The sequence below is a fragment of the Rhodococcoides kroppenstedtii genome, assembly GCF_900111805.1.
Lineage (GTDB): Bacteria > Actinomycetota > Actinomycetes > Mycobacteriales > Mycobacteriaceae > Rhodococcoides > Rhodococcoides kroppenstedtii.
Genome location: NZ_FOJN01000001.1, coordinates 360,860 through 384,663, shown reverse-complemented (window position 1 = coordinate 384,663; position 23,804 = coordinate 360,860). Strand labels below are relative to the sequence as shown.

21 protein-coding genes are annotated in these 23,804 nt (G+C 70.4%); 13 read left to right on the top strand and 8 right to left on the bottom strand.

Annotated elements, in window-relative coordinates:
- Positions 1 to 21 precede the first annotated feature (21 nt).
- A complete protein-coding gene (locus BMZ18_RS01810) occupies positions 22 to 453 on the bottom strand; it encodes a MarR family winged helix-turn-helix transcriptional regulator (RefSeq protein WP_068365474.1) in 432 nt (143 codons plus the stop codon).
- A 98-nt stretch (positions 454 to 551) separates the two neighbouring features.
- On the opposite strand from BMZ18_RS01810, the gene BMZ18_RS01805 reads away from it, so the two are divergent.
- The 6 genes from BMZ18_RS01805 (at position 552) to BMZ18_RS01780 (ending at position 10,980) form a co-directional block, all read left to right on the top strand.
- Positions 552 to 2,354 carry an ABC transporter ATP-binding protein gene (locus tag BMZ18_RS01805; RefSeq protein ID WP_068365466.1) on the top strand — a complete coding sequence of 601 codons (1,803 nt, stop codon included), beginning with the start codon at positions 552 to 554 and terminating at the stop codon, positions 2,352 to 2,354.
- 136 nt (positions 2,355 to 2,490) lie between these two features.
- Positions 2,491 to 2,970 (top strand): single-stranded DNA-binding protein, encoded by a 480-nt coding sequence (gene ssb, locus BMZ18_RS01800; protein WP_068100055.1) that lies wholly within the window; start codon positions 2,491 to 2,493, stop codon positions 2,968 to 2,970.
- Positions 2,971 to 3,089: 119 nt separating this feature from the next.
- A complete protein-coding gene (gene ettA / locus BMZ18_RS01795) occupies positions 3,090 to 4,769 on the top strand; it encodes an energy-dependent translational throttle protein EttA (protein WP_068100057.1) in 1,680 nt (559 codons plus the stop codon).
- A gap of 218 nt (positions 4,770 to 4,987) precedes the next feature.
- Positions 4,988 to 9,847: an NAD-glutamate dehydrogenase gene (locus BMZ18_RS01790; RefSeq protein WP_068365465.1), complete on the top strand. Its 4,860-nt coding sequence runs from the start codon at positions 4,988 to 4,990 to the stop codon at positions 9,845 to 9,847.
- Between the two features lie 9 nt (positions 9,848 to 9,856).
- Positions 9,857 to 10,315: an acyl-CoA thioesterase gene (locus tag BMZ18_RS01785; protein WP_068365464.1), complete on the top strand. Its 459-nt coding sequence runs from the start codon at positions 9,857 to 9,859 to the stop codon at positions 10,313 to 10,315.
- Positions 10,312 to 10,980, top strand: a complete 669-nt coding sequence (locus BMZ18_RS01780; RefSeq protein WP_068365463.1) for a DUF8010 domain-containing protein — start codon at positions 10,312 to 10,314, stop codon at positions 10,978 to 10,980. Before BMZ18_RS01785 ends, BMZ18_RS01780 begins: the two co-directional genes overlap by 4 nt.
- A gap of 84 nt (positions 10,981 to 11,064) precedes the next feature.
- Here BMZ18_RS01780 and BMZ18_RS01775 read toward each other — a convergent pair whose 3' ends face one another.
- Positions 11,065 to 12,687: a glycoside hydrolase family 13 protein gene (locus BMZ18_RS01775; protein WP_082833757.1), complete on the bottom strand. Its 1,623-nt coding sequence runs from the start codon at positions 12,685 to 12,687 to the stop codon at positions 11,065 to 11,067.
- A gap of 142 nt (positions 12,688 to 12,829) precedes the next feature.
- On the opposite strand from BMZ18_RS01775, the gene BMZ18_RS01770 reads away from it, so the two are divergent.
- Positions 12,830 to 13,267, top strand: coding sequence for a cupin domain-containing protein (locus tag BMZ18_RS01770; RefSeq protein WP_068365473.1), 438 nt, complete (start codon positions 12,830 to 12,832; stop codon positions 13,265 to 13,267).
- A gap of 19 nt (positions 13,268 to 13,286) precedes the next feature.
- Here BMZ18_RS01770 and BMZ18_RS01765 read toward each other — a convergent pair whose 3' ends face one another.
- Together BMZ18_RS01765 and BMZ18_RS01760 are read right to left on the bottom strand one after the other, a co-directional pair.
- Entirely contained in the window at positions 13,287 to 13,715 is a 429-nt protein-coding gene (locus tag BMZ18_RS01765; protein WP_068100065.1) for a globin, read from the bottom strand.
- Positions 13,716 to 13,726: 11 nt separating this feature from the next.
- On the bottom strand, positions 13,727 to 14,659 hold the full coding sequence (locus tag BMZ18_RS01760) for a mechanosensitive ion channel family protein (RefSeq protein WP_068365462.1): 933 nt from the start codon (positions 14,657 to 14,659) through the stop codon (positions 13,727 to 13,729).
- 240 nt (positions 14,660 to 14,899) lie between these two features.
- On the opposite strand from BMZ18_RS01760, the gene BMZ18_RS01755 reads away from it, so the two are divergent.
- Genes BMZ18_RS01755 through BMZ18_RS01745 form a run of 3 tightly spaced genes read left to right on the top strand, consistent with a single transcriptional unit; the run spans position 14,900 to position 16,383 of the window.
- The gene (locus BMZ18_RS01755) at positions 14,900 to 15,601 is read left to right on the top strand and encodes an HNH endonuclease (RefSeq protein WP_082895167.1); all 702 of its coding nucleotides are present in this window, start codon (positions 14,900 to 14,902) and stop codon (positions 15,599 to 15,601) included.
- Positions 15,602 to 15,638: 37 nt separating this feature from the next.
- Positions 15,639 to 15,914 carry an aa3-type cytochrome oxidase subunit CtaJ gene (gene ctaJ, locus BMZ18_RS01750; protein ID WP_068100069.1) on the top strand — a complete coding sequence of 92 codons (276 nt, stop codon included), beginning with the start codon at positions 15,639 to 15,641 and terminating at the stop codon, positions 15,912 to 15,914.
- Positions 15,901 to 16,383 carry a DUF5130 family protein gene (locus tag BMZ18_RS01745; RefSeq protein ID WP_074921692.1) on the top strand — a complete coding sequence of 161 codons (483 nt, stop codon included), beginning with the start codon at positions 15,901 to 15,903 and terminating at the stop codon, positions 16,381 to 16,383. The genes ctaJ and BMZ18_RS01745 overlap by 14 nt, the downstream gene beginning before the upstream one ends.
- Positions 16,384 to 16,439: 56 nt before the next feature.
- On the opposite strand, the gene pepN is transcribed toward BMZ18_RS01745, so the two are convergent.
- Complete coding sequence (gene pepN / locus BMZ18_RS01740) at positions 16,440 to 19,028, bottom strand: aminopeptidase N (protein ID WP_068365460.1); 2,589 nt, start codon at positions 19,026 to 19,028, stop codon at positions 16,440 to 16,442.
- A gap of 177 nt (positions 19,029 to 19,205) precedes the next feature.
- Between pepN and BMZ18_RS01735 the strand changes: the two genes are divergently transcribed.
- A complete protein-coding gene (locus BMZ18_RS01735; RefSeq protein WP_068365459.1) occupies positions 19,206 to 19,817 on the top strand; it encodes a mycothiol-dependent nitroreductase Rv2466c family protein in 612 nt (203 codons plus the stop codon).
- 66 nt (positions 19,818 to 19,883) lie between these two features.
- On the opposite strand, the gene BMZ18_RS01730 is transcribed toward BMZ18_RS01735, so the two are convergent.
- Positions 19,884 to 20,576 (bottom strand): DUF429 domain-containing protein, encoded by a 693-nt coding sequence (locus tag BMZ18_RS01730; RefSeq protein ID WP_139203718.1) that lies wholly within the window; start codon positions 20,574 to 20,576, stop codon positions 19,884 to 19,886.
- 16 nt (positions 20,577 to 20,592) lie between these two features.
- On the opposite strand from BMZ18_RS01730, the gene BMZ18_RS01725 reads away from it, so the two are divergent.
- Together BMZ18_RS01725 and BMZ18_RS01720 are read left to right on the top strand one after the other, a co-directional pair.
- Positions 20,593 to 21,084: a ribose-5-phosphate isomerase gene (locus BMZ18_RS01725; protein WP_068100075.1), complete on the top strand. Its 492-nt coding sequence runs from the start codon at positions 20,593 to 20,595 to the stop codon at positions 21,082 to 21,084.
- 34 nt (positions 21,085 to 21,118) lie between these two features.
- Positions 21,119 to 21,913: an Fpg/Nei family DNA glycosylase gene (locus BMZ18_RS01720; protein WP_068365458.1), complete on the top strand. Its 795-nt coding sequence runs from the start codon at positions 21,119 to 21,121 to the stop codon at positions 21,911 to 21,913.
- Here the strand turns inward: BMZ18_RS01720 and BMZ18_RS19950 are convergent.
- Both BMZ18_RS19950 and BMZ18_RS01710 read right to left on the bottom strand, forming a co-directional pair.
- A complete protein-coding gene (locus BMZ18_RS19950) occupies positions 21,910 to 22,716 on the bottom strand; it encodes a hypothetical protein (RefSeq protein ID WP_068365457.1) in 807 nt (268 codons plus the stop codon). The genes BMZ18_RS01720 and BMZ18_RS19950 overlap by 4 nt on opposite strands.
- 67 nt (positions 22,717 to 22,783) lie before the next feature.
- Complete coding sequence (locus tag BMZ18_RS01710) at positions 22,784 to 23,800, bottom strand: iron-containing redox enzyme family protein (protein ID WP_068365456.1); 1,017 nt, start codon at positions 23,798 to 23,800, stop codon at positions 22,784 to 22,786.
- Positions 23,801 to 23,804 lie beyond the last annotated feature (4 nt).

The following is a 23,804-nucleotide window of genomic DNA, read 5'->3' as shown; positions in this document are numbered from 1 at the left end:
CGGTTCGGGACCGACCTAACCTCACGACGGATCGACGGCCGTGACGAGGCGGCCGAGCAGCGCCTCGAGTGCGCGCTGCTCGCCCTCGTCGAGCACGTCGAACAACCCGGCCGACGCGCGTCGCTGTGCGCGGGCGACGTCCGCGGCGAGGGCACGCCCGGCGTCGGTGAGGTCGACCAGGACGGCACGGCGGTCGGTGTCGTCGGGTCGACGCCGGACGAGCCCGGCCTCGACCAGGGCGTCGACCACGTCGGTGACCGAGCGGGGCGCGATGCGCAGGCGATCGGCGAGATACCCGGGCCGCACGGGGCCGTTGCTGCGCGCCAGCACCTTCAGGGCTCGCCCGTGCGAGGGCGGGAGTCCGAACGGTTCGAGAGCGGCCAGATGACGCCGTCGCAGCGCGCGCGCGACGGTGATCGTGAGGTCGCCGAGATCGCGGTCGGAGGAATGCACGGACCACATCCTACGTTGTAGCGGTCAGCCTCATAGTGAGGTAACCTCATTGTATTCGGCCCGCGACCCACGGGGCCGACCGAACCCCGGGAGGTCGTATGCATCCCTCTCCCACTCCCACCACCACCGCTGTGTCGTCGCCCGCCCCGCTCCGCCGGGTGGTCTCCCTCTTCCGTCCCTACCGGGGTCGGGTTCTCGCCGTCACCGCCGTCATCACCGCGAGCGCCGTCGTCGCCCTGGCGTCGCCGCTGCTGCTGCGCGAGATGCTCGACCACGCCATTCCCGACGGCAACACCACGCTGGTCACGCTGCTCGCCGCGGGCATGATCGCCGTCGCCGTGGTCACCAACTGTCTCGGCGTCGCCCAGACGTGGATGTCCAACGGCATCGGCCAGGCCCTCATGCACCGCCTGCGGGTGCAGGTGTACTCGCATCTGCAGCGGCAGTCGCTCGGCTTCTTCGCACGGACCCGGACAGGCGAGGTGCAGTCCCGCATCGCCAACGACATCGGCGGCATGCAGTCCGTCGTCACCAACACCGCCACGTCCATCGCGCAGAACGCGACCACGGTGCTCGCCACCGTCGTCGCCCTGGTCCTGCTCGACTGGCGGCTGGCGCTGTTCTCCCTGCTCATCCTCCCGGTGTTCGTGCGCATCGCCCGCCGAGTCGGGGAGGAGCGTCGTCGTATCTCCACCGTCCGTCAGCGTCTGCTCTCGGAACTGTCGGTCCAGGTCGAGGAGTCGCTGTCGGTCAGCGGCGTGCTGTTGGGCAAGACCACCGGCTCGGGATCGGTTCTCACGGAACGGTTCTCGTCTCGCTCCGCCGAGGTCGCCGATGTCGAGCTGCGCTCGACCATGGCCGGCAAGTGGCGGATGGCGACCATTTCGATCAGCTTCGCGGCCATGCCCGCGTTGGTCTACTGGTTCGCCGGGGTGACCATCGGGCACGGCAACACGATCACCGTCGGCACGCTCGTCGCGTTCACCACCCTGCAGACCCAGCTGTTCAGACCGACGATGTCGCTGCTGAACACCGGGGTCGAGGTGCAGAGTTCGCTCGCCCTGTTCGGCCGTGTCTTCGAGTACCTGGACCTGCCGGTCGACATCGACGAGCCGGCCGCGCCGATCGCGATGGACCCCCGCCGGGCTCGTGGCGACGTGCGGTTCCGTGACGTGAGCTTCCGCTATCCGGGGTCGAGTGCACCGACCCTCGAAGGCATCGACCTGGCCGTCCCGGCCGGGAGCACGCTCGCGGTGGTCGGTGCCACGGGTGCCGGCAAGACCACCCTGGGTTATCTCACCGCCCGTCTGCACGATCCGGAGTCCGGCAGCGTCGAGATCGACGGTGTGGACCTGCGGTCGCTCCCGCTCGCGACCGTCGCCGACCTGGTGGGCGTGGTGTCGCAGGAGACCTACCTGTTCCACGACACCATTCGGGAGAACCTGCGTTTCGCGAAGCCCTCGGCCACCGACGAGGAGATCGAGAACGCCGCCCGCATCGCGCAGATCCACGAGTTCGTGCTCGCCCTGCCGGACGGCTACGACACCCTGGTCGGTGAACGCGGATACCGCTTCTCCGGCGGGGAGAAACAGCGGCTGGCGATCGCCCGCACGGTGTTGCGGGACCCACCGATCCTCGTGCTCGACGAGGCCACCAGCGCTCTCGACACCGCCACCGAGCGGGCGGTCGCGACGGCGATGGACGAGCTCGGCCGGGGCCGCACCCGGATCGTCGTCGCCCACCGGCTCTCCACCGTGCGGCACGCGGACCTCATCGTGGTGCTCGACCACGGCCGGATTCTGGAGCAGGGCACGCACGACGAGCTGGTGGCGGCCGACAGCGCCTACGCCGCCCTGCTCGCCGCCCCGGACCTCGAACCGGAGGCCGTCCCGGTCGGCTAGGAACGACCCTGTCAACCCCCTCCTCGTGCCCTGTGGATCACCGTCCCCAGGGCACGGTCCGGCGCACCCCGGTCGTCGCGGCCCGACGGCATCCTCGGCGAGGTACCGGCAGAACCGCCGGACGGGAGGGGGAGAGATGAACGACGTCTGGACGACGGTGGTGGGCACCGTCATCACCGATCCGATCAAGCGCACCACGCAGGCCGGGGACGAGGTGCTCGGTTTCCGCGTGGCCAGCAATTCCCGCCGGCAGGACCGGGCGACGGGGGACTGGATCGACGGAGACACGCTCTACGCGTCGGTCTCCTGCTGGCGGCGACTGGTCTCGGGCGTAGGGGCCTCGCTGATGAAGGGCGACCCGGTGATCGTCTACGGACGCGCCCGCACCAGCGAGTACACCACCAAGGAGGGGGTGGGCCGATCCGGTCTCGAGATCACCGCGACGGCCGTCGGGCCGGACCTCTCGCGCTGCCAGGCCACGCTCCAGCGGCCGCGACGCGACACCGTCCCGGCCGAGTCCGACGCGGGCGAACCCGCCGACGTGGACGGCCCCCCGGACCTCACCGAGGACGAGGCCGACGTGCATCGGGACGCCGTTCCGACGCCGGTCGGGTAGGACCCGGGTGCCGGTCGCGCGGCCCCCGGGTCGGCGATCGGCACCCCGCTCCGGCGATTGGGGCGGCGCCGGGCGTCCCGGTAGACTCCGATCGCATCTGACCACTTCGAGAGGAACCCGTGGCGGAATTCATCTACACCATGAAGAAGGTGCGCAAGGCGCACGGCGACAAGGTCATTCTCGACGACGTGACCATGAGCTTCTACCCGGGAGCGAAGATCGGCGTGGTCGGCCCCAACGGCGCCGGCAAGTCCTCGATCCTCAAGATCATGGCGGGCATCGACCAGCCCGGCAACGGCGAGGCGTTCCTCGCGCAGGGCGCGTCCGTCGGCATCCTCATGCAGGAGCCGGAGCTCGACGAGACCAAGACGGTCCGCGAGAACGTCGAGGACGGCCTGGGCGACACCATGGTGCAGCTCAAGCGGTACAACGAGATCGCCGAACTCATGGCCACCGACTACTCGGACGAGCTGATGGAGGAGATGGGTGAGCTGCAGGAGAAGCTCGACCACGCCGACGCGTGGGAGATCGACTCGCAGCTCGAGCAGGCCATGGACGCCCTGCGTTGCCCGCCGCCGGACGAGAGCGTGGTGCACCTGTCCGGTGGTGAGAAGCGGCGCGTCGCGCTCTGCCGGCTGCTGCTGAGCAAGCCCGATCTGCTGCTGCTCGACGAGCCCACCAACCACCTGGACGCCGAATCGGTGCTGTGGCTCGAGCAGCACCTCGCCGCCTACCAGGGCGCCATCCTGGCCGTCACCCACGACCGGTACTTCCTCGACCACGTCGCACAGTGGATCTGCGAGGTCGACCGCGGTCGCCTGTACCCGTACGAGGGCAACTACTCGACCTACCTCGAGAAGAAGGCCGAGCGTCTCGAGGTCCAGGGCAAGAAGGACCAGAAGCTGCAGAAGCGGCTCAAGGACGAGCTGGCCTGGGTCCGCTCCGGCGCCAAGGCCCGTCAGGCCAAGAACAAGGCCCGCCTCGATCGGTACGACGAGATGGCCGCGGAGGCGGAGAAGACGCGCAAGCTCGACTTCGACGAGATCCAGATCCCCAACCCGCCGCGCCTCGGCGACGTGGTGGTCGAGGTCTCGCACCTGGACAAGGGCTTCGACGGCCGCATCCTCATCAAGGACCTGTCGTTCACGTTGCCGCGCAACGGCATCGTCGGTGTCATCGGCCCCAACGGTGTCGGTAAGTCGACGCTGTTCAAGACCATCGTCGGTCTCGAGCAGCCGGACAGCGGCGAGGTCAAGATCGGCCAGACGGTCAAGCTCAGCTACGTCGACCAGAACCGCGCCGGCATCGACCCGTCCAAGACGGTGTGGGAAACGGTGTCCGACGGGTTGGACTTCATCACCGTCGGCACCCAGGAGTTCCCGTCCCGCGCGTACATCAGCTCGTTCGGGTTCAAGGGCCACGATCAGCAGAAGCCGTCCGGAGTGCTCTCCGGTGGTGAGCGCAACCGTCTGAACCTGGCGATGACGCTCAAGCAGGGCGGCAACCTGATCCTGCTCGACGAGCCCACCAACGACCTCGACGTCGAGACGCTGGGATCGCTCGAGAACGCGCTGCAGGAGTTCCCCGGCTGCGCCGTGGTCATCTCGCACGACCGCTGGTTCCTCGACCGGACCTGCACCCACATCCTCGCGTGGGAAGGCGGCTTCGGCGACAACGAGGCGGCCTGGTACTGGTACGAGGGCAACTTCGAGGGCTACGAGGCCAACAAGGTCGAGCGGCTCGGTCCCGACGCCGCCCGTCCGCACCGCGTCACCCACCGCAAGCTCACGCGCGACTGACGCACCCTGCACGACCGGCCGGCGCCGACGGAGTTCGCTCCGTCGGCGCCGTCGCCGTCTGCGCGGCATGTCGGCACCGAATGTACTGGCCGGTAACCGGATTGCCCCCGAATCGCCGCCCACCCGCGGCCCTCTCGACCGGCCGACACCGTTAGGGTCGAACGAAACCGCCCACCCTCGTCGCGGTGGCGCAACCCGGGTCGGAAGGTGGAGCGCAGATGGCGGAATCGGACGCCCTGACGACGGAGCAGGTACAGGCCGCCTACTTCGGTGACGTCGATCCGGACGAGCTCGGCCGAACGAGCGACGTCGACCCCGCGGAAATCGTGCGGCTCCACACCGAGCTCGCGTCGTCGCGTCGACCCGGCACCCCGGTTCTGGCGTTGCGCCGCGGCACCGACAGTCGCGTCGGGATGGCCCTCCAGATCGTCACCGACGACATGCCGATGCTCGTCGAGTCGGTGACCGCCTGGCTCAGCGGCGTCGGGATCGCCGTCATGGACGTCGTCCACCCCATCCTGCGCGTCGACCGGGATGCCGACGGCCGACTGCGCGGCGTCCTCGGGTCGGCGACGCCCGCCGACGACGCCGACCGCCAGGCGAGCGGCGGCGAGGTGCTGGAGTCGTGGATCCACGTCGTGCTCCACCCCGCGGCGTCGTCGGAGACCTTCGACGCGCTCGAGGACGCGCTCATCGCCGTGCTCCGGGACGTGCGCCGCGTCGCCGACGACAGCGCCGACATGCGCGACCGGCTGCTCGATCTGGCGGCGGGACTCGACCGGGAGCGCCACGACGGGGCCGTCGGTCCCGAGGCACGGATGGGGGCGGCGCGACTGCTGCGGTGGCTCTCCGAGGGCAATTTCCGACTCCTGGGCAGCTGCCGTTACTCCGTCACCGATGCGTCCGCCGCCGGGGACGGTGGGCTGACTCCGATCGAGGGCACCGCGCTCGGCATCCTGCGCGCCGACGGTTCCGGTGACGCCGACGGGTCCGCGCACGTCGGGGACTTCGATCTGCCGACCGACCGGGTGGTGGCCCGCGAGGACCTGCTGGTGCTGACGCAGGCGTCGGGTTCGACGTCGGTGCATCGGACGGTGCACCCCTACTTCGTCGGTGTCCACGACCTCGACGACGAAGGAAACACGGTGGGAGAGCACCGATTCGTCGGGCTCTTCACCATCAGCGCGCTCTACGGCAACGCGCTCGACATCCCGGTGGTGGGGGATCGGGTGCGCTCGGTCATCGAGCGTGCCGGTCACACCCTGACCTCCTGGTCGGGCCAGGTCATGCTCGAGTCCATCCAGGCGGTGCCGCGGGTGGAGCTCTTCTCCGCCGATGCGCGGTCCCTGTACCGGGTGGCCACCGCGGTGGAGCGCAGCGGGCTGCGCCGTGACGTGCTGGTGTTCCTGCGCCGCGACGGCTACGGGCGCTTCGTCTCGGCGCTCGTGTACCTCCCGCGGGACAGCTACACCACCCGTGTTCGGCTCGAGACGCAGCGAATCCTGGTGCAGGAGTTGGGCGGAACGGGCATCGAGTACGAGGCGCGGGTGACGGACAGTCCGCTCGCCCTGGTGCATTTCACGGTGCGCTTCACCGGTCAGTCCGCGGACGCCGTCGACGTGTCCGAGGCCAACGCCGAGCGCATCCGCGGTCTCGTCGCCGAGGCCACGCGCAGCTGGGACGACGCGGTGCGCACGGCGGCGGCGACGACGTCACGGGTGTCGCCCGACATGGCCGCGCGCTACGCCGCCGCCCTGTCCGAGGCGTACAAGCAGGACTTCGGCGTGGCCCGCGCGCTCAGCGACATCGCCCGCGTGAGCGAGCTGACCGGCGACGCGATCGACATGTGCCTGTACCGCCCGGAGAACTCCGAGCGCGGCCGCTGGCGCTTCTCGCTGTACGTCTCCGGGGCGGAAGTGTCACTCTCGCAAGTGCTTCCGGTTCTCCAGAGCCTCGGCGTCGAGGTGGTGGACGAACGTCCCTACGCCGTGGTCCGACCCGACGGGGTGCGCTGCTGGATCTACGATTTCGGTCTCGCTGCCGAGCCCGAGGTGCTCGGTGACGTCGACCCCGCCGAGCTCGGTGCCCGGTTCACCGACGCCTTCCACGCCGTCTGGTCCGGCCGGGCCGAGGCCGACCGCTTCAACGAGCTCGTCCTGCGGGCGGGACTGGACTGGCGTCGCGCCGTCGTGCTCCGTGCGTACGCGAAGTACCTGCGGCAGGCCGGCTTTCCCTACAGTCAATACACCGTCGAGGGCGTGCTGCTGGCGGACCCACGCGCCGCGCGTCTGCTCGCGGATCTGTTCGACGCGCAGTTCGACCCGGATGCGGTCGACGAGGCCGGGACGCGGTCCGAGGAGCGCGCGACCGAGCTCGCCGACACGCTGACGCAGCTCATCGACGAGGTGGTCGGCCTCGAGGCCGACCGAGTGCTGCGATCTCTGCTCGGTCTGATCCGCGCGACGCTGCGGACCAACCACTTCGTGCGGGGAGCCGACGGGGCGGCGCGGCCGTTCCTGTCGCTCAAGTTCGATCCGCGGGCCGTCGACGTGTTGCCCCAACCGCGTCCGCGGTTCGAGATCTTCGTGTACTCACCGCGGGTGGAGGGCGTGCACCTGCGCTTCGGTGCGGTCGCCCGCGGCGGTCTCCGGTGGTCCGACCGCCGTGACGACTTCCGCACCGAGGTCCTGGGTCTGGTGAAGGCGCAGGCCGTCAAGAACGCCGTGATCGTGCCCGTCGGCGCCAAGGGTGGCTTCGTCGTCAAGCGGCCGCCGGTCGCCACCGGCGACACGGCCGCGGACCGGCAGGCGACGCAGACCGAGGGCCGGGCGTGCTACCGCATGTTCATCGCGGGCCTGCTCGACGTCACCGACAATCTCGATCCCGAGACCCGCGCGACGGTGCCGCCGACGCGCGTCGTCCGTCGGGACGACGACGACACCTACCTGGTGGTGGCCGCCGACAAGGGCACGGCGACGTTCTCGGACCTCGCCAACGAAGTGTCCGCCGAGTACGGCTTCTGGCTCGGCGACGCCTTCGCGTCCGGCGGGTCGGTGGGCTACGACCACAAGGCCATGGGCATCACGGCCAAGGGCGCGTGGGAAAGCGTCAAGCGGCACTTCCGCGAACTCGGCGTCGACACCCAGCGGGACCCGATCACCGTCGTCGGCATCGGCGACATGAGCGGCGACGTCTTCGGCAACGGCATGCTGCTCAGCGACCGTCTCCGGATCGTCGCGGCGTTCGACCACCGCCACGTTTTTCTCGACCCCGATCCCGACCCCGCGGCGTCGTTCGCGGAGCGGCGACGACTGTTCGAGCTCCCGCGCTCGTCGTGGCGGGACTACGACTCCGACCTCATCAGCGGCGGCGGCGGCGTGTTCGACCGCACGGTCAAGTCGGTGCCGATCGGTCCGGAGATTCGGGCGGCGCTCGGCCTGAAGGACGACGTGACGGCGCTGTCGCCGCCGGACCTCATGCGCGCGATCCTGCGCGCCCCGGTCGACCTCTTCTGGAACGGCGGTATCGGCACGTACATCAAGGCGCGCACGGAGTCCCACGCCGACGTGGGGGACAAGGCCAACGATGCGGTGCGCGTCAACGGGGCCGACGTGCGCGCGAAGGTGGTCGGCGAGGGCGGCAACCTCGGGGTCACCGCCCTCGGTCGGATCGAGTACGCCCTGGCGGGCGGCAAGATCAACACCGACGCGGTGGACAACTCCGCCGGAGTCGACTGCTCCGACCACGAGGTGAACATCAAGATCCTGCTGGACTCGGCGGTCACCGCCGGCGATCTGGACCCCGACGAGCGCACCGACCTCCTGGCGTCCATGACGGACGAGGTGGGCGCCCTGGTGCTCGCCGACAACGTGGCGCAGAACGAGGTGCTCGGCGTCTCCCGCTCCCACGCGCCCGATCTGCTCGGCGTGCACGCACGCCAGATCGCGGACCTCGAGCGCGACGGCCGCGTCGACCGGGAACTCGACGCCCTTCCGTCCCCGGCGGAGATCGACCGACGCCTCCAGCACGGGATCGGACTCACCTCACCCGAGCTGTCGACCCTGCTCGCGCACGTCAAGCTGGCCGTGAAGGAAGACCTGCTGGCGACCGAACTGCCGGACAGCGACGTGTTCGCTCCGCTCCTGGTCGACTACTTCCCGCAGCCGCTACGCGAGCGCTTCGCCGGCGCGGTCCGGTCGCACCCGCTACGACGGGAACTGGTGGCCACGCGCATCGTCAACGACACCGTCGATCACGCCGGGCTGACCTACGCCTACCGGCTCGCCGAGGATTCCGGTGTCGGCAGCACCGACGCGGCGCGGGCCTTCGCCGCGACCACCGAGATCTTCGGCCTGCACGACCTGTGGGACGAGATCGCACGCACGGACATGCCCACCGCCGCCTCGGACGCCCTGGTGCTCGAGAGTCGGCGGCTGCTCGATCGGGGCTCGCGGTGGTTGCTGACCAACCGGCCGCAACCGATCGCCGTCGGCGCCGAGATCACCCGCTTCGCCCGCAAGGTCCGGTCGATGGCGCCGCACCTGTCGGAATGGACGGCCGGTCGGCTCGCGGACGCGGGTCTCGCACGATCCACCGCGGCGATCGAGCTCGGTGCGCCGACGGACCTGGCGCACAGGGTGTTTCGGCTTCTCGACGTCTTCTGCCTCCTCGATGTCGTCGAGGTCGCCGACATCGGCGGCGCGGACGAGGTGGAGATCGCGAGGGTCTACTACGCCCTGAGCGAGCACCTGGGCATCGACTGGCTGCTCGGCGCCGTGTCGACGCTCGAACGCGGCGACCGGTGGCATTCCCTCGCCCGGCTGGCGCTGCGGGACGATCTCTACTCGTCGCTGCGGGCGCTCACACTCGATGTCGTCGACGGCGGCGCCCCCGGAGAGACCCCGCAGGAGATGATCGCGGACTGGGAGTCCACCAATGCTTCCCGGCTGGGTCGGGCGCGGGCGGCCCTGACGGAGATCGGCGAATCGGGGACCGTCGACCTCGCCACCCTGTCGGTCGCGGCGCGGCAGATCCGGAGCATGGTTCGGGCCGCGAGCACGGGCGCCGGCACCCGCTAGGTTGTCGGGGTGACCGATCGCGAAGCGGACGAGCCCGTCGGATTCCACTGCCCCGTCGAGGTGCGGTGGTCCGACATGGACGCCTACCAGCACATCAACCACGCCCGCATGGTGACGCTGCTCGAGGAGGCGCGCATTCCGTGGTTGATGGCGGACGGCGTCCCCACCGCGACCCTCCGCAACAGCGCCGTGATCACCGACCTGCGCGTGCGCTACCGCGGCCAACTCCGCCACGACGACACTCCGCTCGACGTGGTGATGTGGACCCAGCAGCTGCGGGCGGTGGACTTCACCGTCGGGTACGAGGTGCGACCGCACGGCGCGGCCATGTCCACCCCGCCGTCCATCGTCGCCTCCACACAGATCGCCGTGTTCGACATCGCGACCCAGCGCCTGCGCCGACTCGCGCCCGCGGAGCGGGAGTACCTTCAGCGTTGGGTGCGTGCGGACACGACCGGCCGCCCGTGACCGGCGCCCTCGCCGAACGGTCGCTCACCCTCCCCGCGCCGTCCGACCGGAGCGACCTGTCCACCTTCCTCGGGCACGTCACGCGGCTCGACGCGGCCGCGGTGGTCCGTCTGCGGCGACGGGCGCCCGATCACGTCGTCGCCTGGTGCGAGACCGGGTTCGACGTCCTGGCCACCCGCGCGGTGCGCGGCTCCCTGCAGCCGGCGGACGTGACCGTCGCCGCCGACGGGTTGCGCGCGCTGCTCGCCGGCGCAGGATCGGCACCGTTCGATCCCGGGTTCGCGATGGATTCCGCGTGGCGCGGACCGGTTCCCGGTGAGCGTGCCGACGGCTTCGTCCACGTCGAGGACATTCCCGGGCCCGTTCTGGTCGATCTCGCGGAGCGCGGCGTCGCCCTGGCCCGCGAGCACGGCGGGGAGCACGGCCCACCGACCTCGCTGCTCGATCAGACGGTGCTGACGGCGCGGTCCGCCGACGAGTCCGTCGACATCCCCATGCGGATGGTGTTCGCGCTCAACGCGATGAAGTTCGTGCCCGGGGAGGACTCCGACGACCGCGTACGGGTGCGGCTGCACCGCTCGTGGGTGCGCCTCGACGCGCGCTACGGCTCCGTCGTCCGCGCTCGGGGCGCGTCGATCCCGCTCATGGTGACCCGGGGGCGCTGACGGTTCGTTCCCGCGCAGGTTCCGGTCACCCTCACCGGTTGCAACCTGAGCACGTGACCACAATCCGCGCAGCGCGGACGGACGTCAGACCAGCCAGGCGGCGGAGTCGCCCGCCAACATCCCGTCGACGACGGGGGTCGAGGACAGCAGCACCGACCCCGGCGGCAGCGGGACGGGCTCGGAGGTGGTGTTGAGGGCGCAGACCAGTCCGCCGCGCCGCCGGAAGGCCAGGCATCCCGGCGGGCTGCCGTACCAATCGAGTCCGGGGTGGGCGAACTCCGGCCGCGTCGCCCGCAGCTCCAGAGCCGTCCGATGGAAGTTCAGCATCGAGTCGGTGTCCTCGAGCTGCGTCTCGACGGTCAGGGAGGCCCACTCCGCGGGGATCGGCAACCACGGCTCGCCGGTGCCGAAGCCGAACGGCGGCTCGTCGCCCTCCCAGGGGAGGGGCACCCGGCAGCCGTCGCGACCCTTCTCCGTGCCGCCCGACCGGAACCACGCCGGGTCCTGTCGGGCGTCGTCCGGAACGTCGGCGCTGGGCAGGCCGAGCTCGGCGCCGTTGTAGAGGAACACCACCCCGGGCAGTCCGAGCGTGACCAGGGCCATCGCGCGGGCCCGGCGGGTGCCGAGTTCGCCGCCGCCGTACCGGGTGACCTCCCGGTCGATGTCGTGGTTCGACAGGGTCCAGGTCGGCACACCGGGCGTGCCCTCGGTCTCGGCGAGCGCCACCGCGGCGAGGGAGTTGTCGACGGCGTCCTTGACCTCGTCGGCGTCGAACGCTGCCTCGGCGAGTCGGAAGTTGAACCCGAGCGTGAGCTCGTCGGGTCGAAGGTAGCGGGCGAAGCGCTCGTTGTCGCGCACCCAGACCTCGCCGACCGTCATGGCGTCGTACTCGTCGACGACCCGGCGGATGGCGCGGTGGATCTCGTGGACGCCGTCCTGGTCGAACCGCGGGTCGCCGTCCGCGTTGCGCATCAGTTCGTTGGTGGTGAGGTCCATGTCCGACAGCTCGGCCGGCTTGGCCATACCGTGCGCGACGTCGATACGGAATCCGTCGACCCCGCGGTCGAGCCAGAATCGCAGCGTGGCCTCGAGGTCGGCGCGAACCTCGTCGTTGTGCCAGTTCAGGTCCGGTTGCTCCGGCGCGAAGATGTGCAGGTACCACTGACCGGGTGTGCCGTCGGCCTCGGTGACACGGTGCCAGGCCGGGCCGCCGAAGATGCTGGGCCAGTTGTTCGGCGGCTCGGATCCGTCCCCACGCCCGTCACGGAAGATGTACCGATCGCGCTCGGGGCTACCGGGTCCGGCCTCCAGAGCGGCCCGGAACCACGGGTGCTCGTCGCTGGTGTGGTTCGGCACCAGGTCCATCGTCACCTTGATGCCGCGCGCGTGCGCGTCGGTGATGAGGCCGTCCATGTCGTCGAGCGTGCCGAACAGCGGGTCGATGTCACGGGGGTCGGACACGTCGTACCCGTGGTCGACCATCGGGGACCGCATCACCGGGCTCAGCCACAGAGCGTCGATGCCGAGCAGTTCGAGATAGCCCAACTTGTCGCGAACTCCGGCGAGGTCGCCGACACCGTCTCCGTTCGCGTCCGCGAAGGAGCGGGGATAGATCTGGTAGAAGACCGCGTCGGACCACCAGGGTGCCCCGGCACCGCCGCGACGGGCGGCGATGGCTCTGCTGGCGCGCGTGTTCACAGCAGTCATAGTGCCAGTGCCGGGGACGGACACCGTCGTGGCGTGGACTTCCCTCGGGCCGGTGCAACCGCCCGTCGACGGTAAAGCAACCACGAGTCGGTTTCGTAGGGTATTTTCAGGGCGATCGTCAAGCCACGGTAAAGGAATGCACATGACCACTCCCGTTTTCGAGGCCGTTCGCCTCGACGACGTCGAGCTCACCGCCGCCCCCATCGATCCCTCGTGGATCGTCGCGGGCAATCCCGTCGCCCGCAGCGGGCAGTGGTCCTGCAGCCCCGACACCACCACGTCGACCTGGGTGTGGGACTGCACGGCCGGCACGTTCGACTGGTACTTCGAGCAGGACGAGACCATCCACGTCATCGAGGGCGAAGTGATCGTCACGTCCGCCGGGCAGCCGCCGCGCACCCTCCGCGCGGGCGACGCGGCGCTCTTCCACGCCGACACCTGGGCCCGCTGGCACGTGCCGCACTACGTGCGCAAGCACGCCATCCTGCGTCCGCACATCCCGCGTCCGATCTGGTTCGCCATGCGCGTCGCCCGCAAGCTGCGGGGCGGGGGCGCACGGTCGGGCGGCTTCACGGGCTGACCGGCCCGGCAGGGGCGGCTCAGATCGGGGAATTCATCATCGACTGTGCGGCCATCTCGATGTAGTCGACGAACTGCTGTCGGTGCTCGTCGTCCATCGTGTCCGAGTCGATCGACGCCAGCGCCGTGTGCATGGCACGGAGCCACGCGTCGCGCTCGAACGGGCCGATGACGAACGGGTTGTGCCGCATCCGCAGCCGCGGGTGGCCGCGCTCGTCCGAGTACGTGCGCGGGCCACCCCAGTACTGCTCGAGGAACATCCGCATACGCCGCTCCGCCGGCCCCAGGTCCTCCTCCGGGTAGAGGCGCCGCAGGATCTCGTCGCGCTCGACCTCCTCGTAGAACCGGGCCGTCAGGACACGGAAGGTCTCCGCGCCACCGACGGCGTCGTAGAACGTCTGCGCGGGCTTCGCGGGCTGTTTCGCCGGGGTGTCGCCGCCTGCTGTCATCGGGGGAGTCCTCACGTGGTCGCGGAGCTGGTGGCGGTGCCGAACGGGCGCCCGTTGGGGTACGGCGCGGCGATACCGGCCTCGTCGAACGCCTCCAGTATCCGTCGGTTCAGACGGCGCTGCACCGCCCACTGGCGCCCGGGCCGGACCTTGACGGTCAGGCGCAGGGTCACGGTGTCGGAGGTCACCGCGTCGACGCCCAGCATCTGCGGAGATTCGAGAATGTCGTCGTCGAAGTCGCCGTGCGCGATCGCCTCGGTCGCGGTCCGCTCCGCCACCTCGCACGCGGTGTCGATGTTCGCGGTATGGGCCACGGGGAGGTCGAGCACGGCCACGGCGTGGCCCTGGCTCATGTTGCCCACGCGGAGAACTTCGCCGTTGCGGACGTACCAGAGGGTGCCGGAGATGTCCCGCACGGTGGTGACGCGCAGACCCACCGTTTCGACGGTGCCCGTCGCCTCGCCGAGGTCGACGATGTCACCCACCCCGTACTGATCCTCGAGCAGCATGAAGATGCCGGACAGGAAGTCCCGCACCAGGTTCTGCGCACCGAAGCCCAGCGCCACGCCCACGATGCCGGCCGAGGCGATGAACGGGGCGACGTTGACCCCGACGATGGACAGAGCCGACAGCACGAACCAGACCAGGATGGTCACGGACACGCCCGACTTCAGGACGGACCCGATGGTGCGGGCGCGCTGCGACCGGCGTTCGTGGACGATGTCGGCCTGCAACTTCGTCGACGTACGTTCGCGGAGCGGCTTGAGCAGGGCGGGTTTGCGCCCGTCGCCGGGGCGCCGCAGCGTCACCCGGTCGATGACCCGGTGCAGCACGAATCGGAGCACCAGCGCCAACGCGAGATAGCCCACGATCTGGAGCGGACGGTCGACCAGCCAGTCGCGGCCGGTCTCGGACAGCGCAAGAGTCGAGAACACGGCGAACAGTCTACGGATCGGCCTCCCGGCCCCGGCCCCGTGAATCCGGTCCGGGGTCCCGAGAATTCACCCGCCGGACGGTTCACCGACCCCCGAAACGCCGTGCGTCCTGCGTCGATCCGTGATGCACTGTTGTCGACGTCACGTGTGTCGGCGTCGGCCGCACTCCGGCGGCGCGATGCCGACCGACGCGCATCAGACCCGCCCCCGGCGGGGTCGACAGCGCGTGTGGTGCGTACTGGAGGTGGCATGACGAAGAACCGGCCCGCAGCCCTCGCCGAACATCGACAACTGTCGCCCACCGACGCGCGTTCCGCGCCGTCCGCGCCGTCGTCGGGGGCCCACACCAGTTCCGGCCATCGAGCCCTGCGCTCGGTGACCGCCGACCCGCTCCACCGGGACGCGCTGCCCGCCGGTGACGACTGCGTCCCGGCCTGGCTCTCCCGTCGCGTGCTCCTGCTGAACGCGACCTACGAACCGCTCACCGCCCTGCCCATGCGTCGCGCCGTCGTTCTCCTCGTGTGCGAGAAGGCCACCGTCGTGCACGACGACGACCAGGGGCCGGTGGTCCGCTCCGTCGACCTGGCTCTGCAGGTTCCGTCCGTGATCCGCCTCCGCACCTACGTGCGCGTGCCGTATCGGGCCCGCATCCCCATGACGCGGTCGGCGCTCATGCACCGTGATCGCTTCCGGTGCGCCTACTGCGGAGGCAAGGCGGAGACCATCGACCACGTCGTACCGCGCAGCCGCGGCGGCGGTCACTCGTGGGAGAACTGCGTCGCCTGCTGCGCTCCGTGCAATCATCGCAAAGCGGACAAATTGCTGTCCGAGCTGGGGTGGACCCTGCGGGCGGCCCTCACGCCCCCCACGGGGCCGCACTGGCGGCTGCTGGCCGGCATCAAGGAGCTCGACCCGACGTGGCTTCCCTACCTCGGCGAAGGTGCTGCCTGAGCGGACGTCCCCGGGCCCGTCCACTAGGCTGAGCGGCGTGAGCATCCTGGAAACCACGGTGATCTTCGGACTGATCCCGCTCGTGATCTTCCTCGCGTTGTTCGTCTTCGCGAAGATCACGTCTCGCGCACCGGCACCGCGTCCGGCTCCCTACCGGTTGGGGCAGACCTGGACGCACGCGCCGGTGCTGTGGACGGCGACGGACGAGGTCACGCCGTACACACATCAAGCGGGTGCTGCGCACTCGGGACACGCCGAGCTCACCGCGGGCTCGCAGGCACTGATCGGAGGCCGGGCAAGTGGCAAGTGGTGAACTCGCGCATCGCGCGGTGAACGAGGAGGACCTGCCCGTCGGCCACGTCGTCACGGCCAGCGGACGCGTCTCCGGCGTGCACCAGGTGGGCACGCCCAACCCTGACCTCTCGCCTTTCGCGGCCGACGAGCTGATCCAGCTCGACGAGACGCTGATCGAGGCGACCCGCCGTACCGGCATCCGGTTCAGCATCGTCGTCGGTGACCTCGGTGCGGACCCCGCCGTGGGTGCCGAGCAGGCGCTCGCCGCGGCGCCGGAGTCCGAGTACTCCGTGCTCATCGCGGTCTCGCCCAACCAGCGCGTGATCGAGGTCCGGTCCGGTCGCGGCATCGCGCACCGGGTCGACGATCGGATCGCGCAGCTCGGCGTCACCGCCGCGCTGAGCCCGTTCCGCGACGGCGACCTCATCGACGGTCTCGTCGCGGCCGTCCGCGTCATGAGCGCGGCGATCGCGAGCCCGTCCGCCTGACGCTCACCCCGAACATCCGAGAGCCCGTCACCGATCGGTGACGGGCTCTCGGCGTGTCAGGCCCGGTCCGCGGCGCGGGCGCGGAGAGAGCGGACCACGCCCGCCCGGCCCTCGACGACCAGCCGCGCGAGCGCCGGGGGATGATCGCCCTCCAGGAACGCGTCCGCGGCGGCGACGGCGTCCTCGGAGATCGCCCATGACGGGTAGAGGCCGACCACGACCGTCTGCGCGACCTCGCTGGAGCGGCGTGCCCACACGTCGGCGACGACGTCGAAGTAGCGCTGGACGAACGGCGCGAGCAGCTCGCCCTGGCCGACGCCGGGGAACGCGCCGATGATGGCCCGCGCGGTGATGTTGGGCAGACTGTCGTCCTCGATGACCGAGGTCCACGCCCGATCCTTCACGGCGGCCTGCGGCCGGGCGGCGCGTGCGGCCGCGGCGTGCCGTGCTCCCGCTGCGGTGTTGTCGCGCTCCGCCTCGGCGTCGATGGTCGGCGTCTCGTCGCCGGTGTCCACGGCACCACTGCGCGCGAGCGCGGTGACGATGCGCCACCGCAGATCGGTGTCCACGGTCAGGCCCGTCAGGCCCTGCCCCGTCGTGTCGCCGTCGAGCAGCGCCCGCAGCACGTCCAGATGCCGGTCGGCGAGCACCGACGACGTCAGGGCGCCGACGTGGGCGAGCTGGTGGTCGGAACCCGGCTCGGCGGCCCGGGCCAGTTCCAGCACCCGGTCCGCGAAGCCCGGCCAGCCGGTGCTCTCGGCCCACTCCGGATCGGCGTAGGAGCCGAGGGCGGTCTGCGCCTGCAGCAGCAGCCGCTGCACCACACCCACCTCCGTCTCGGCGTCGATCCCGCGCTCGACCAGCGCGACGAAATCGCGGGCCTTGGTCTCGGCCTGACGGGTCATCTCCCAGGCCGCCGACCACGCCAGGGTGCGGGGGAGCGACTCGGCGATGTCGCCGATCCGCGACGTCAGGGTCTCGAGCGACGCCGGATCCAGGCGCAGCGAGCAGTAGGTCAGATCGTCGTCGTTGACCAGGACGAAGCGCCCCGCGGGGACGCCCACCAGCTCGGCCACGTCGGTGCGCTCGGCCGCGTCGAGGTCGAGTTCGACGCGGTGGGTGCGGACCAGCTTGCCGGTCGCGTCGTCGTCGTACACCCCGACCGCGATGCGGTGGACACGACGCTCGCCCGCACCGGGTTCCGCCGGCCCCTGCACGACGGCGAACGCCGTGTAGGTGCCGTCGTCACCGACGGTGAAGTCCGGGGTCAGCGTGTTCAGTCCCGTGGTGCGGAGCCACTGCGCGCCCCAATCCGACAGGTCCCGTCCCGACGCCGTCTCGAGGGCCGACAGCAGATCGTCGAACGTCGCGTTGCCGTAGGCGTGGTCGCGGAAGTAGCTGCGCAGGCCGGCGAGGAAGTCCTCGAGTCCGACGTAGGCGACGAGCTGCTTGAGCACGCTGGCGCCCTTGGCGTACGTGATGCCGTCGAAGTTCACCTCCACGGCCGCGAGGTCGGGGATGTCGGCCGCGATGGGGTGCGTCGAGGGCAGCTGATCCTGGCGGTAGGCCCACGACTTCTCGACGTTGGCGAAGGTCGTCCACGCGTTGGTGTACTCGGTGGCCTCGGCCTGGCAGAGCACCGAGGCGAACGTCGCGAAGGACTCGTTGAGCCACAGATCGTCCCACCAGCGCATGGTGACGAGATCACCGAACCACATGTGCGCCATCTCGTGGAGCACCGTCTCCGCGCGGCGCTCGTAGGAGTAGCGCGTCACCTTGGACCGGAAGACGTAGTCCTCGAGGAACGTGACGGCGCCCGCGTTCTCCATCGCGCCCGCGTTGAACTCCGGCACGAACAGCTGGTCGTACTTGCCGAAGGCGTACGGCGTGCCGAAGTTGTCGTGATAGAAGCGGAAACCCTGCTTGGTCTCGGTGAAGAGCCGCTCGGCGTCCATGTGGTCGGCGAGCGACGCGCGGCAGTAGATGCCCAGCGGAATGGTGCCGTGGTCGTCGCTGTAGCTGTCGGTCCACTTGGCGTAGGGCCCGGCGATCAGCGCGACGAGATAGGTGCTCATCACCGGCGTCGTCTCGAAGACGTGGCGTACTCCGGTGGTCTCGTCACCGGTCTCGGTGTCTCCGGCGGCCGCGTTGGAGATCACGGCCCAGCCCGACGGCGCGGTGACCGTCAGCGCGAACGTCGCCTTGAGGTCCGGCTGGTCGAAGCAGGCGAACATGCGCTTGGCGTCCGCCGTCTCGAACTGGCTGTAGAGATAGACCGATCCGTCCGCGGGGTCGACGAAGCGGTGCAGTCCTTCCCCGGTGTGGGAGTAGACGCAGTCGGCGACGACGGTGAGCTCGTTGGTCTCGGCGAGGTCCGGCAGTGCGATGCCGGTGGACTCGTCGTAGTCCGAGACGTCGAGGTCGGTGCCGTTGAGGGTCGCGCTGTGGACGCCGGCCGCGACGATGTCGACGAACGTCGACGAACCGGGCGTGGCGGTGAACGACACGGTGGTGCTCGACCGGAAGGTCTTCTCGCCCGGCCCACCGGCCGAGTCGGTGAGATCGAGGTCGATGGCGTAGTGCGACACGGCGATCAGGCCCGAACGGGTCTCGGCCTGGTCCCTGGTCAGATTGGGAGCAACCACGTGCACCCTTCCTTCTCGTGGGCGGATGATGCGCGGAGGTGAACGGAGCTCGTGCTCTCCGCACGGGCTCGACACATCCCATCATGTCTCGTCCGGGAGATGGGGGTACAAACAGGTGTGGGCGCACCGCGCACAGCGCGGGTGCGAGCGCACAGTTTCCACGACGGAAGGACAGATGTGAGCGAGACCAAGGACGTGGCGGATTTCTGGTTCGACCCCCTCTGCCCGTGGTGCTGGATCACCTCGCGGTGGATCCTCGAGGTCGCGAAGGTCCGCGACATCGAGACCAACTTCCACGTCATGAGCCTCGCGGTGCTGAACGAGGGCCGCGACCTGCCCGACGAGTACCGCGAGTTGATGACGAAGGCGTGGGGTCCGGTACGCGTGGCCATCGCGGCCGCGCAGGAGAAGGGGGACGAGATCCTCGAACCCCTCTACACCGAGATGGGCACGCGAATCCACAACGAGGGGAACAAGGACTTCGCGAGCGTCATCGAGTCCTCGCTCGCCGCACTGGATCTGCCCGCCGAACTCGCGTCCGCGGCCACCAGCACGGATTACGACGACGCGCTGCGCGAGAGCCACCACGCCGGCATGGACAAAGTGGGTGACGACGTCGGCACGCCCACCATTCACGTCAACGGCGTCGCGTTCTTCGGACCCGTCCTCTCGCGCATTCCGCGCGGCGAGGAAGCCGGCAAGTTGTGGGACGCCTCGGTGATCTTCGCGTCGTACCCGCACTTCTTCGAGCTCAAGCGAACTCGGCACGAGGATCCGCAGTTCGACTGAGCGACAAGCGTTTTCGCGGACTCGTGGCGGGGGTCGGCGCCACGGCGTCGGCCCCCGCCGCACGTCTCACACCACGATGCGGTCGGCGGGCGACCGGCCGAACGTCAGAGCCTCTCCGTCGCGCCAACGCCGGGCCGACCACGCGGCGGCCACCGCGTCCAGGACGTCGTCGAGCGCGGGGCCGTCGTCCAGTAAGGCCGTGGCCTCCAGCACGGCGGCCGGGTCGACGACGGCGTCCAGCGCCGTGAGCCGCTGCGCGAGACCGCGGGCCCGCTTCTTGGACCCGAACGCCACCTCGGGCGCCAGAGCGCGGAACGACGACTCGGGATGGACCTCGACCACCCGGTTCCGGTCCGGTGACGCGCCCAGCGCAGCCGACCAGTCCAAGATGTGCCGGCACAGGAACCAGGCCTGCTTGCTGATCGCCTTGCCGGTCCGGGCGCGCGACGCCGCACACGCCTCCTCGTACGACGAGGCCCGGACCGCGTCGGCCACGGGGGTGGGGAACAACGAGGAGCGGGCCGGGCCGAGAAAGGCCCGCAGCGCGACCTCCGAGTCCCGCGTTCGGTCGACCGGCACCACGAGCGGCATGTCGACGCCGACCACGGCGCAGTCGGCGGTCGTCCGAAGCACGTCGGCCGGGGTGTCCGCGAGGTGGAGGCGCACGGCGCCCTCGGCGAGGACGGCGACCACCCAGCGGCCGGCGGCGCCGTCCACACCGGCGACCGGGGGAGCGGAGGCCGAGCCGGTGCCGCGCACCTGTCAAACTCTAGCCATGCGCGTTTACCTGGGTGCCGATCACGCCGGCTTCGAGTTCAAGAATCAGATCATCGACCACCTCCGCGAGTCCGGGCACGAGCCCGTGGACTGCGGTGCGTTCACCTACGACGCCGTCGACGACTACCCGGCGTTCTGCATCGAGGCCGCGCGCCGCACGGTGGCCGATCCGGACAGCCTCGGCCTGGTGCTCGGCGGATCCGGCAACGGTGAGCAGATCGCCGCCAACAAGGTGCCCGGCGCGCGCTGCGCCCTGGCGTGGAGCGTGGAGACGGCGCAGCTGGCCCGCCAGCACAACAAGGCGCAGCTGATCGGCATCGGCGGCCGGATGCACACCCTGCCCGAGGCCCTCGCGATCGTGGACGCGTTCCTCGAGACGCCGTGGTCCGGGGAGGAGCGGCACCAGCGTCGCATCGACATCCTCGCCGAGTACGAGCGCACGGGCGACGCACCGGCAGTGCCCGGAGCGCCCGCCGGCTCCGAACAGTAAGGGCCCACACCCTTCCCACCGGACAGGACCGCTCATGCCCGAGGGTCACACCCTGCATCGTCTGGCCCGCGCGCACCAGAAGTCCTTCGCCGGTCAGGAACTCGAGGTGTCCAGTCCGCAGGGGCGGTTCGACGAGGGCGCGGAGTGGGTCACCGGGCATGTGCTGCTGCGCGCCGATGCGTGGGGCAAGCACCTGCTGCACCGATACGACAACGGGGCGATCGTGCACGTGCACCTCGGCCTCTACGGCAAGTTCACCGATCAGCCCGTGCCCATGAAGGATCCGGTCGGCCAGGTGCGGATGCGGCTGGTCGGCCGGGACAAGGGCACCGATCTGCGTGGGCCGACGCGCTGCGAGATCTTCGACGAGTCCGACGTCGACGCGCTCGTGGCGCGGCTCGGTCCGGACCCGCTGCGCCGAGAGTCCGACCCGGACAAGGCGTTCCACCGCATCCACAAGTCGTCGGTGGCAATCGGTGCGTTGCTGATGGAACAGGACGTGGTCGCGGGCATCGGCAACGTCTACCGCGCCGAACTGCTCTTCCGACACGGCGTCGACCCGTTTCTGCCGGGCAGGAAGCTCGATGTGGAGCGATGGTCGGAGATGTGGGTGGACCTGGTCGACCTCATGAAGATCGGGGTGCGGCGCGGGCGCATCGTCACCCTGCGCCCCGAACACGACAGCGCGGCCTCCCGGGGTCCCGGAAGGCCGCGCAGTTACGTGTACAAGCGGACGGGTCTGCCCTGCCGGATCTGCGGAACGCCGATCCGTACGCAGGACATGAAGGGCCGCAACCTCTTCTGGTGCCCGACCTGCCAGGCGGACTAGAAGTCGAAGCCACCGCCGCCGAAGTCCCCGCCGCCGAAGTCCCCGCCGCCGAAGTCGCCACCGCCCGCATCGCCGTAGTCGCCACCGCCGTCGCCGTAGTCGCCACCGGCATCGCCGCCGTCACCACCACCGTCGTTCATACCGTCCTGGTACCCGTCGCCGTACCCGTCCTCGAACGCCTGCGCGTCGTACCCCACGCCGGCCATCCCCGAGAACATCGCGGAGAACAGGAACATCGACCCGACGCCCCAGGCGCCGGCCACGAGGGCGGGCTTCCACCACGGCTCGGAGTACCAGCCGGCCGGCACGGGACGGCCTGCGACCCGGCCACCGGGGTAGTAGTTCGGCGTCTTCTCGCTCGGGGCGGGCGCCGCGGTGACCTGTCGGCCCTCGAAGTCGACGGTGCGTTCCTCGGTGACCTCGCCGGCCGACTTCTGGCCGTCGATGGTGGGCACGTCCGGGCCGGGGTCCATGCCCATGGCGAGGCGCGCGGCGCGGATGTAGTACAGGCCTTCGAGGGCGGTCTGCTTGGCCAGTCGCGCCTGGGCCGAGGTGCGCGCCTGGTCGATCTGCGAGCCCGCCGCGGTGTAGCGCTCGGAGGCGTCGGCCAGGGCCTGCCTGGAGGCGGTATCGCTGCCGACCAGATTGAACACCTGTCCGCCGAGCCGCTCGATCGCTTGCCGCGCATCGGCTTTCGCGTCGTCGACGGCGACGGCCTCGCGCTTGCCGGTGTTCTTCTGGGAGATCATCACGACAGCGCCCACCAGGGCGATGACGACGACGATCAGCAGCAGGGGTTCCATCGTTCCTCCAACGTCGGCTTCGGAATCCAGTGTACGGAGGCCCCGAATCGGACGAATCGGACGAGCGTCAGAGCTCGATGGTGCGACGGCCCTCGGCCCAGGTGTCCATGAGGTGCGCGGCGAGTACGTCCTCGACGTACCCGAGCGCCCGCATCCCGAAGACGACGTCCGCCTCGAGGGCGGGATCGCGCGTCACGAGGTCCCCGACGACGTCGTGTCGCATCACCTGCTCGTGCACCGCGTCGGCCTCGACGTGCTCGGCGTAGAAGGCCACGCACCGCTCGTCGAACCCGAGCCGGCGCAGGGCGGCGACGAGGCGTGACGAGCCGGGCGACGAGGTGATCTCGGTCGCGGCGAGGTGACCGGCCGCGGCGCCGCGCCACCGCCGGTGCAGCCCGAAGAAGGACATGAGGTTGACCGGGGCCAGCGTGGGAGCGCCCACGCGATCGAGGTAGCCGAGGTACGACGAGTCGAGGCCGGCGGCCTCCAGGAGGTCCCGGAAGAGCACCTGGTGCATGCGGGATCCGCGACCGCCGCCGAACTCGTCGAACTCCACGGCGACGTAGGCCGCCTTGGCCTGTCCCTGCAGACGCGGGATGGCCCACGCGTGCGGGTCGGCCTCCTTGAGGTGGTAGAGCGACCGGTGGGCGAGGTACTCGCGCATCTGCTCGGCCGTGCCGTGATCGCGGAGGTGGTACGACGGGCCGCTGCCGTCGACGTGTTCGGTGGCGAGCACGTCCATCTCGTCGTCGACCGAGCCGCCGGCGGGCACTCGGGCGCGCAGGTGGTCGAGGAAGAGGGCTTCCATGTCGCCGCGCAGGCGGAGCAGCTCGGGGTTCCACTCCCAGGCATCGTCCACGCCGACGAAGCTGCGGTAGTGCAGCTCGTAGCAGACGTACAGCGCGAGGTGCAGGTCGTCACCGTACGGATCGGCCCCGGCGACGGCGGTGCCGGCGAGAGCCGCCGATCCCGAGTCGGGGGTCGTTGCCAGGGCGCCGATCACCGACTCCGACAGCGGCCCGCGGGGAGCGGGCAGAGCGGCGGCGGCCTGAACTGCGGGGGCGGAGGACAGAATGGACGTCACGACC

What these genes read in the sequence shown, in the direction of transcription:
- BMZ18_RS01805 (WP_068365466.1), top strand. Translation starts at nt 552, where the DNA reads ATGCATCCCTCTCCCACTCCCACCACCACCGCTGTGTCGTCGCCCGCC.
- ssb (WP_068100055.1), top strand. Translation starts at nt 2,491, where the DNA reads ATGAACGACGTCTGGACGACGGTGGTGGGCACCGTCATCACCGATCCG.
- BMZ18_RS01790 (WP_068365465.1), top strand. Translation starts at nt 4,988, where the DNA reads ATGGCGGAATCGGACGCCCTGACGACGGAGCAGGTACAGGCCGCCTAC.
- BMZ18_RS01775 (WP_082833757.1), bottom strand. Translation starts at nt 12,687, where the DNA reads ATGACTGCTGTGAACACGCGCGCCAGCAGAGCCATCGCCGCCCGTCGC.
- BMZ18_RS01770 (WP_068365473.1), top strand. Translation starts at nt 12,830, where the DNA reads ATGACCACTCCCGTTTTCGAGGCCGTTCGCCTCGACGACGTCGAGCTC.
- BMZ18_RS01765 (WP_068100065.1), bottom strand. Translation starts at nt 13,715, where the DNA reads ATGACAGCAGGCGGCGACACCCCGGCGAAACAGCCCGCGAAGCCCGCG.
- BMZ18_RS01755 (WP_082895167.1), top strand. Translation starts at nt 14,900, where the DNA reads ATGACGAAGAACCGGCCCGCAGCCCTCGCCGAACATCGACAACTGTCG.
- BMZ18_RS01725 (WP_068100075.1), top strand. Translation starts at nt 20,593, where the DNA reads ATGCGCGTTTACCTGGGTGCCGATCACGCCGGCTTCGAGTTCAAGAAT.
- BMZ18_RS01720 (WP_068365458.1), top strand. Translation starts at nt 21,119, where the DNA reads ATGCCCGAGGGTCACACCCTGCATCGTCTGGCCCGCGCGCACCAGAAG.
- BMZ18_RS19950 (WP_068365457.1), bottom strand. Translation starts at nt 22,716, where the DNA reads ATGGAACCCCTGCTGCTGATCGTCGTCGTCATCGCCCTGGTGGGCGCT.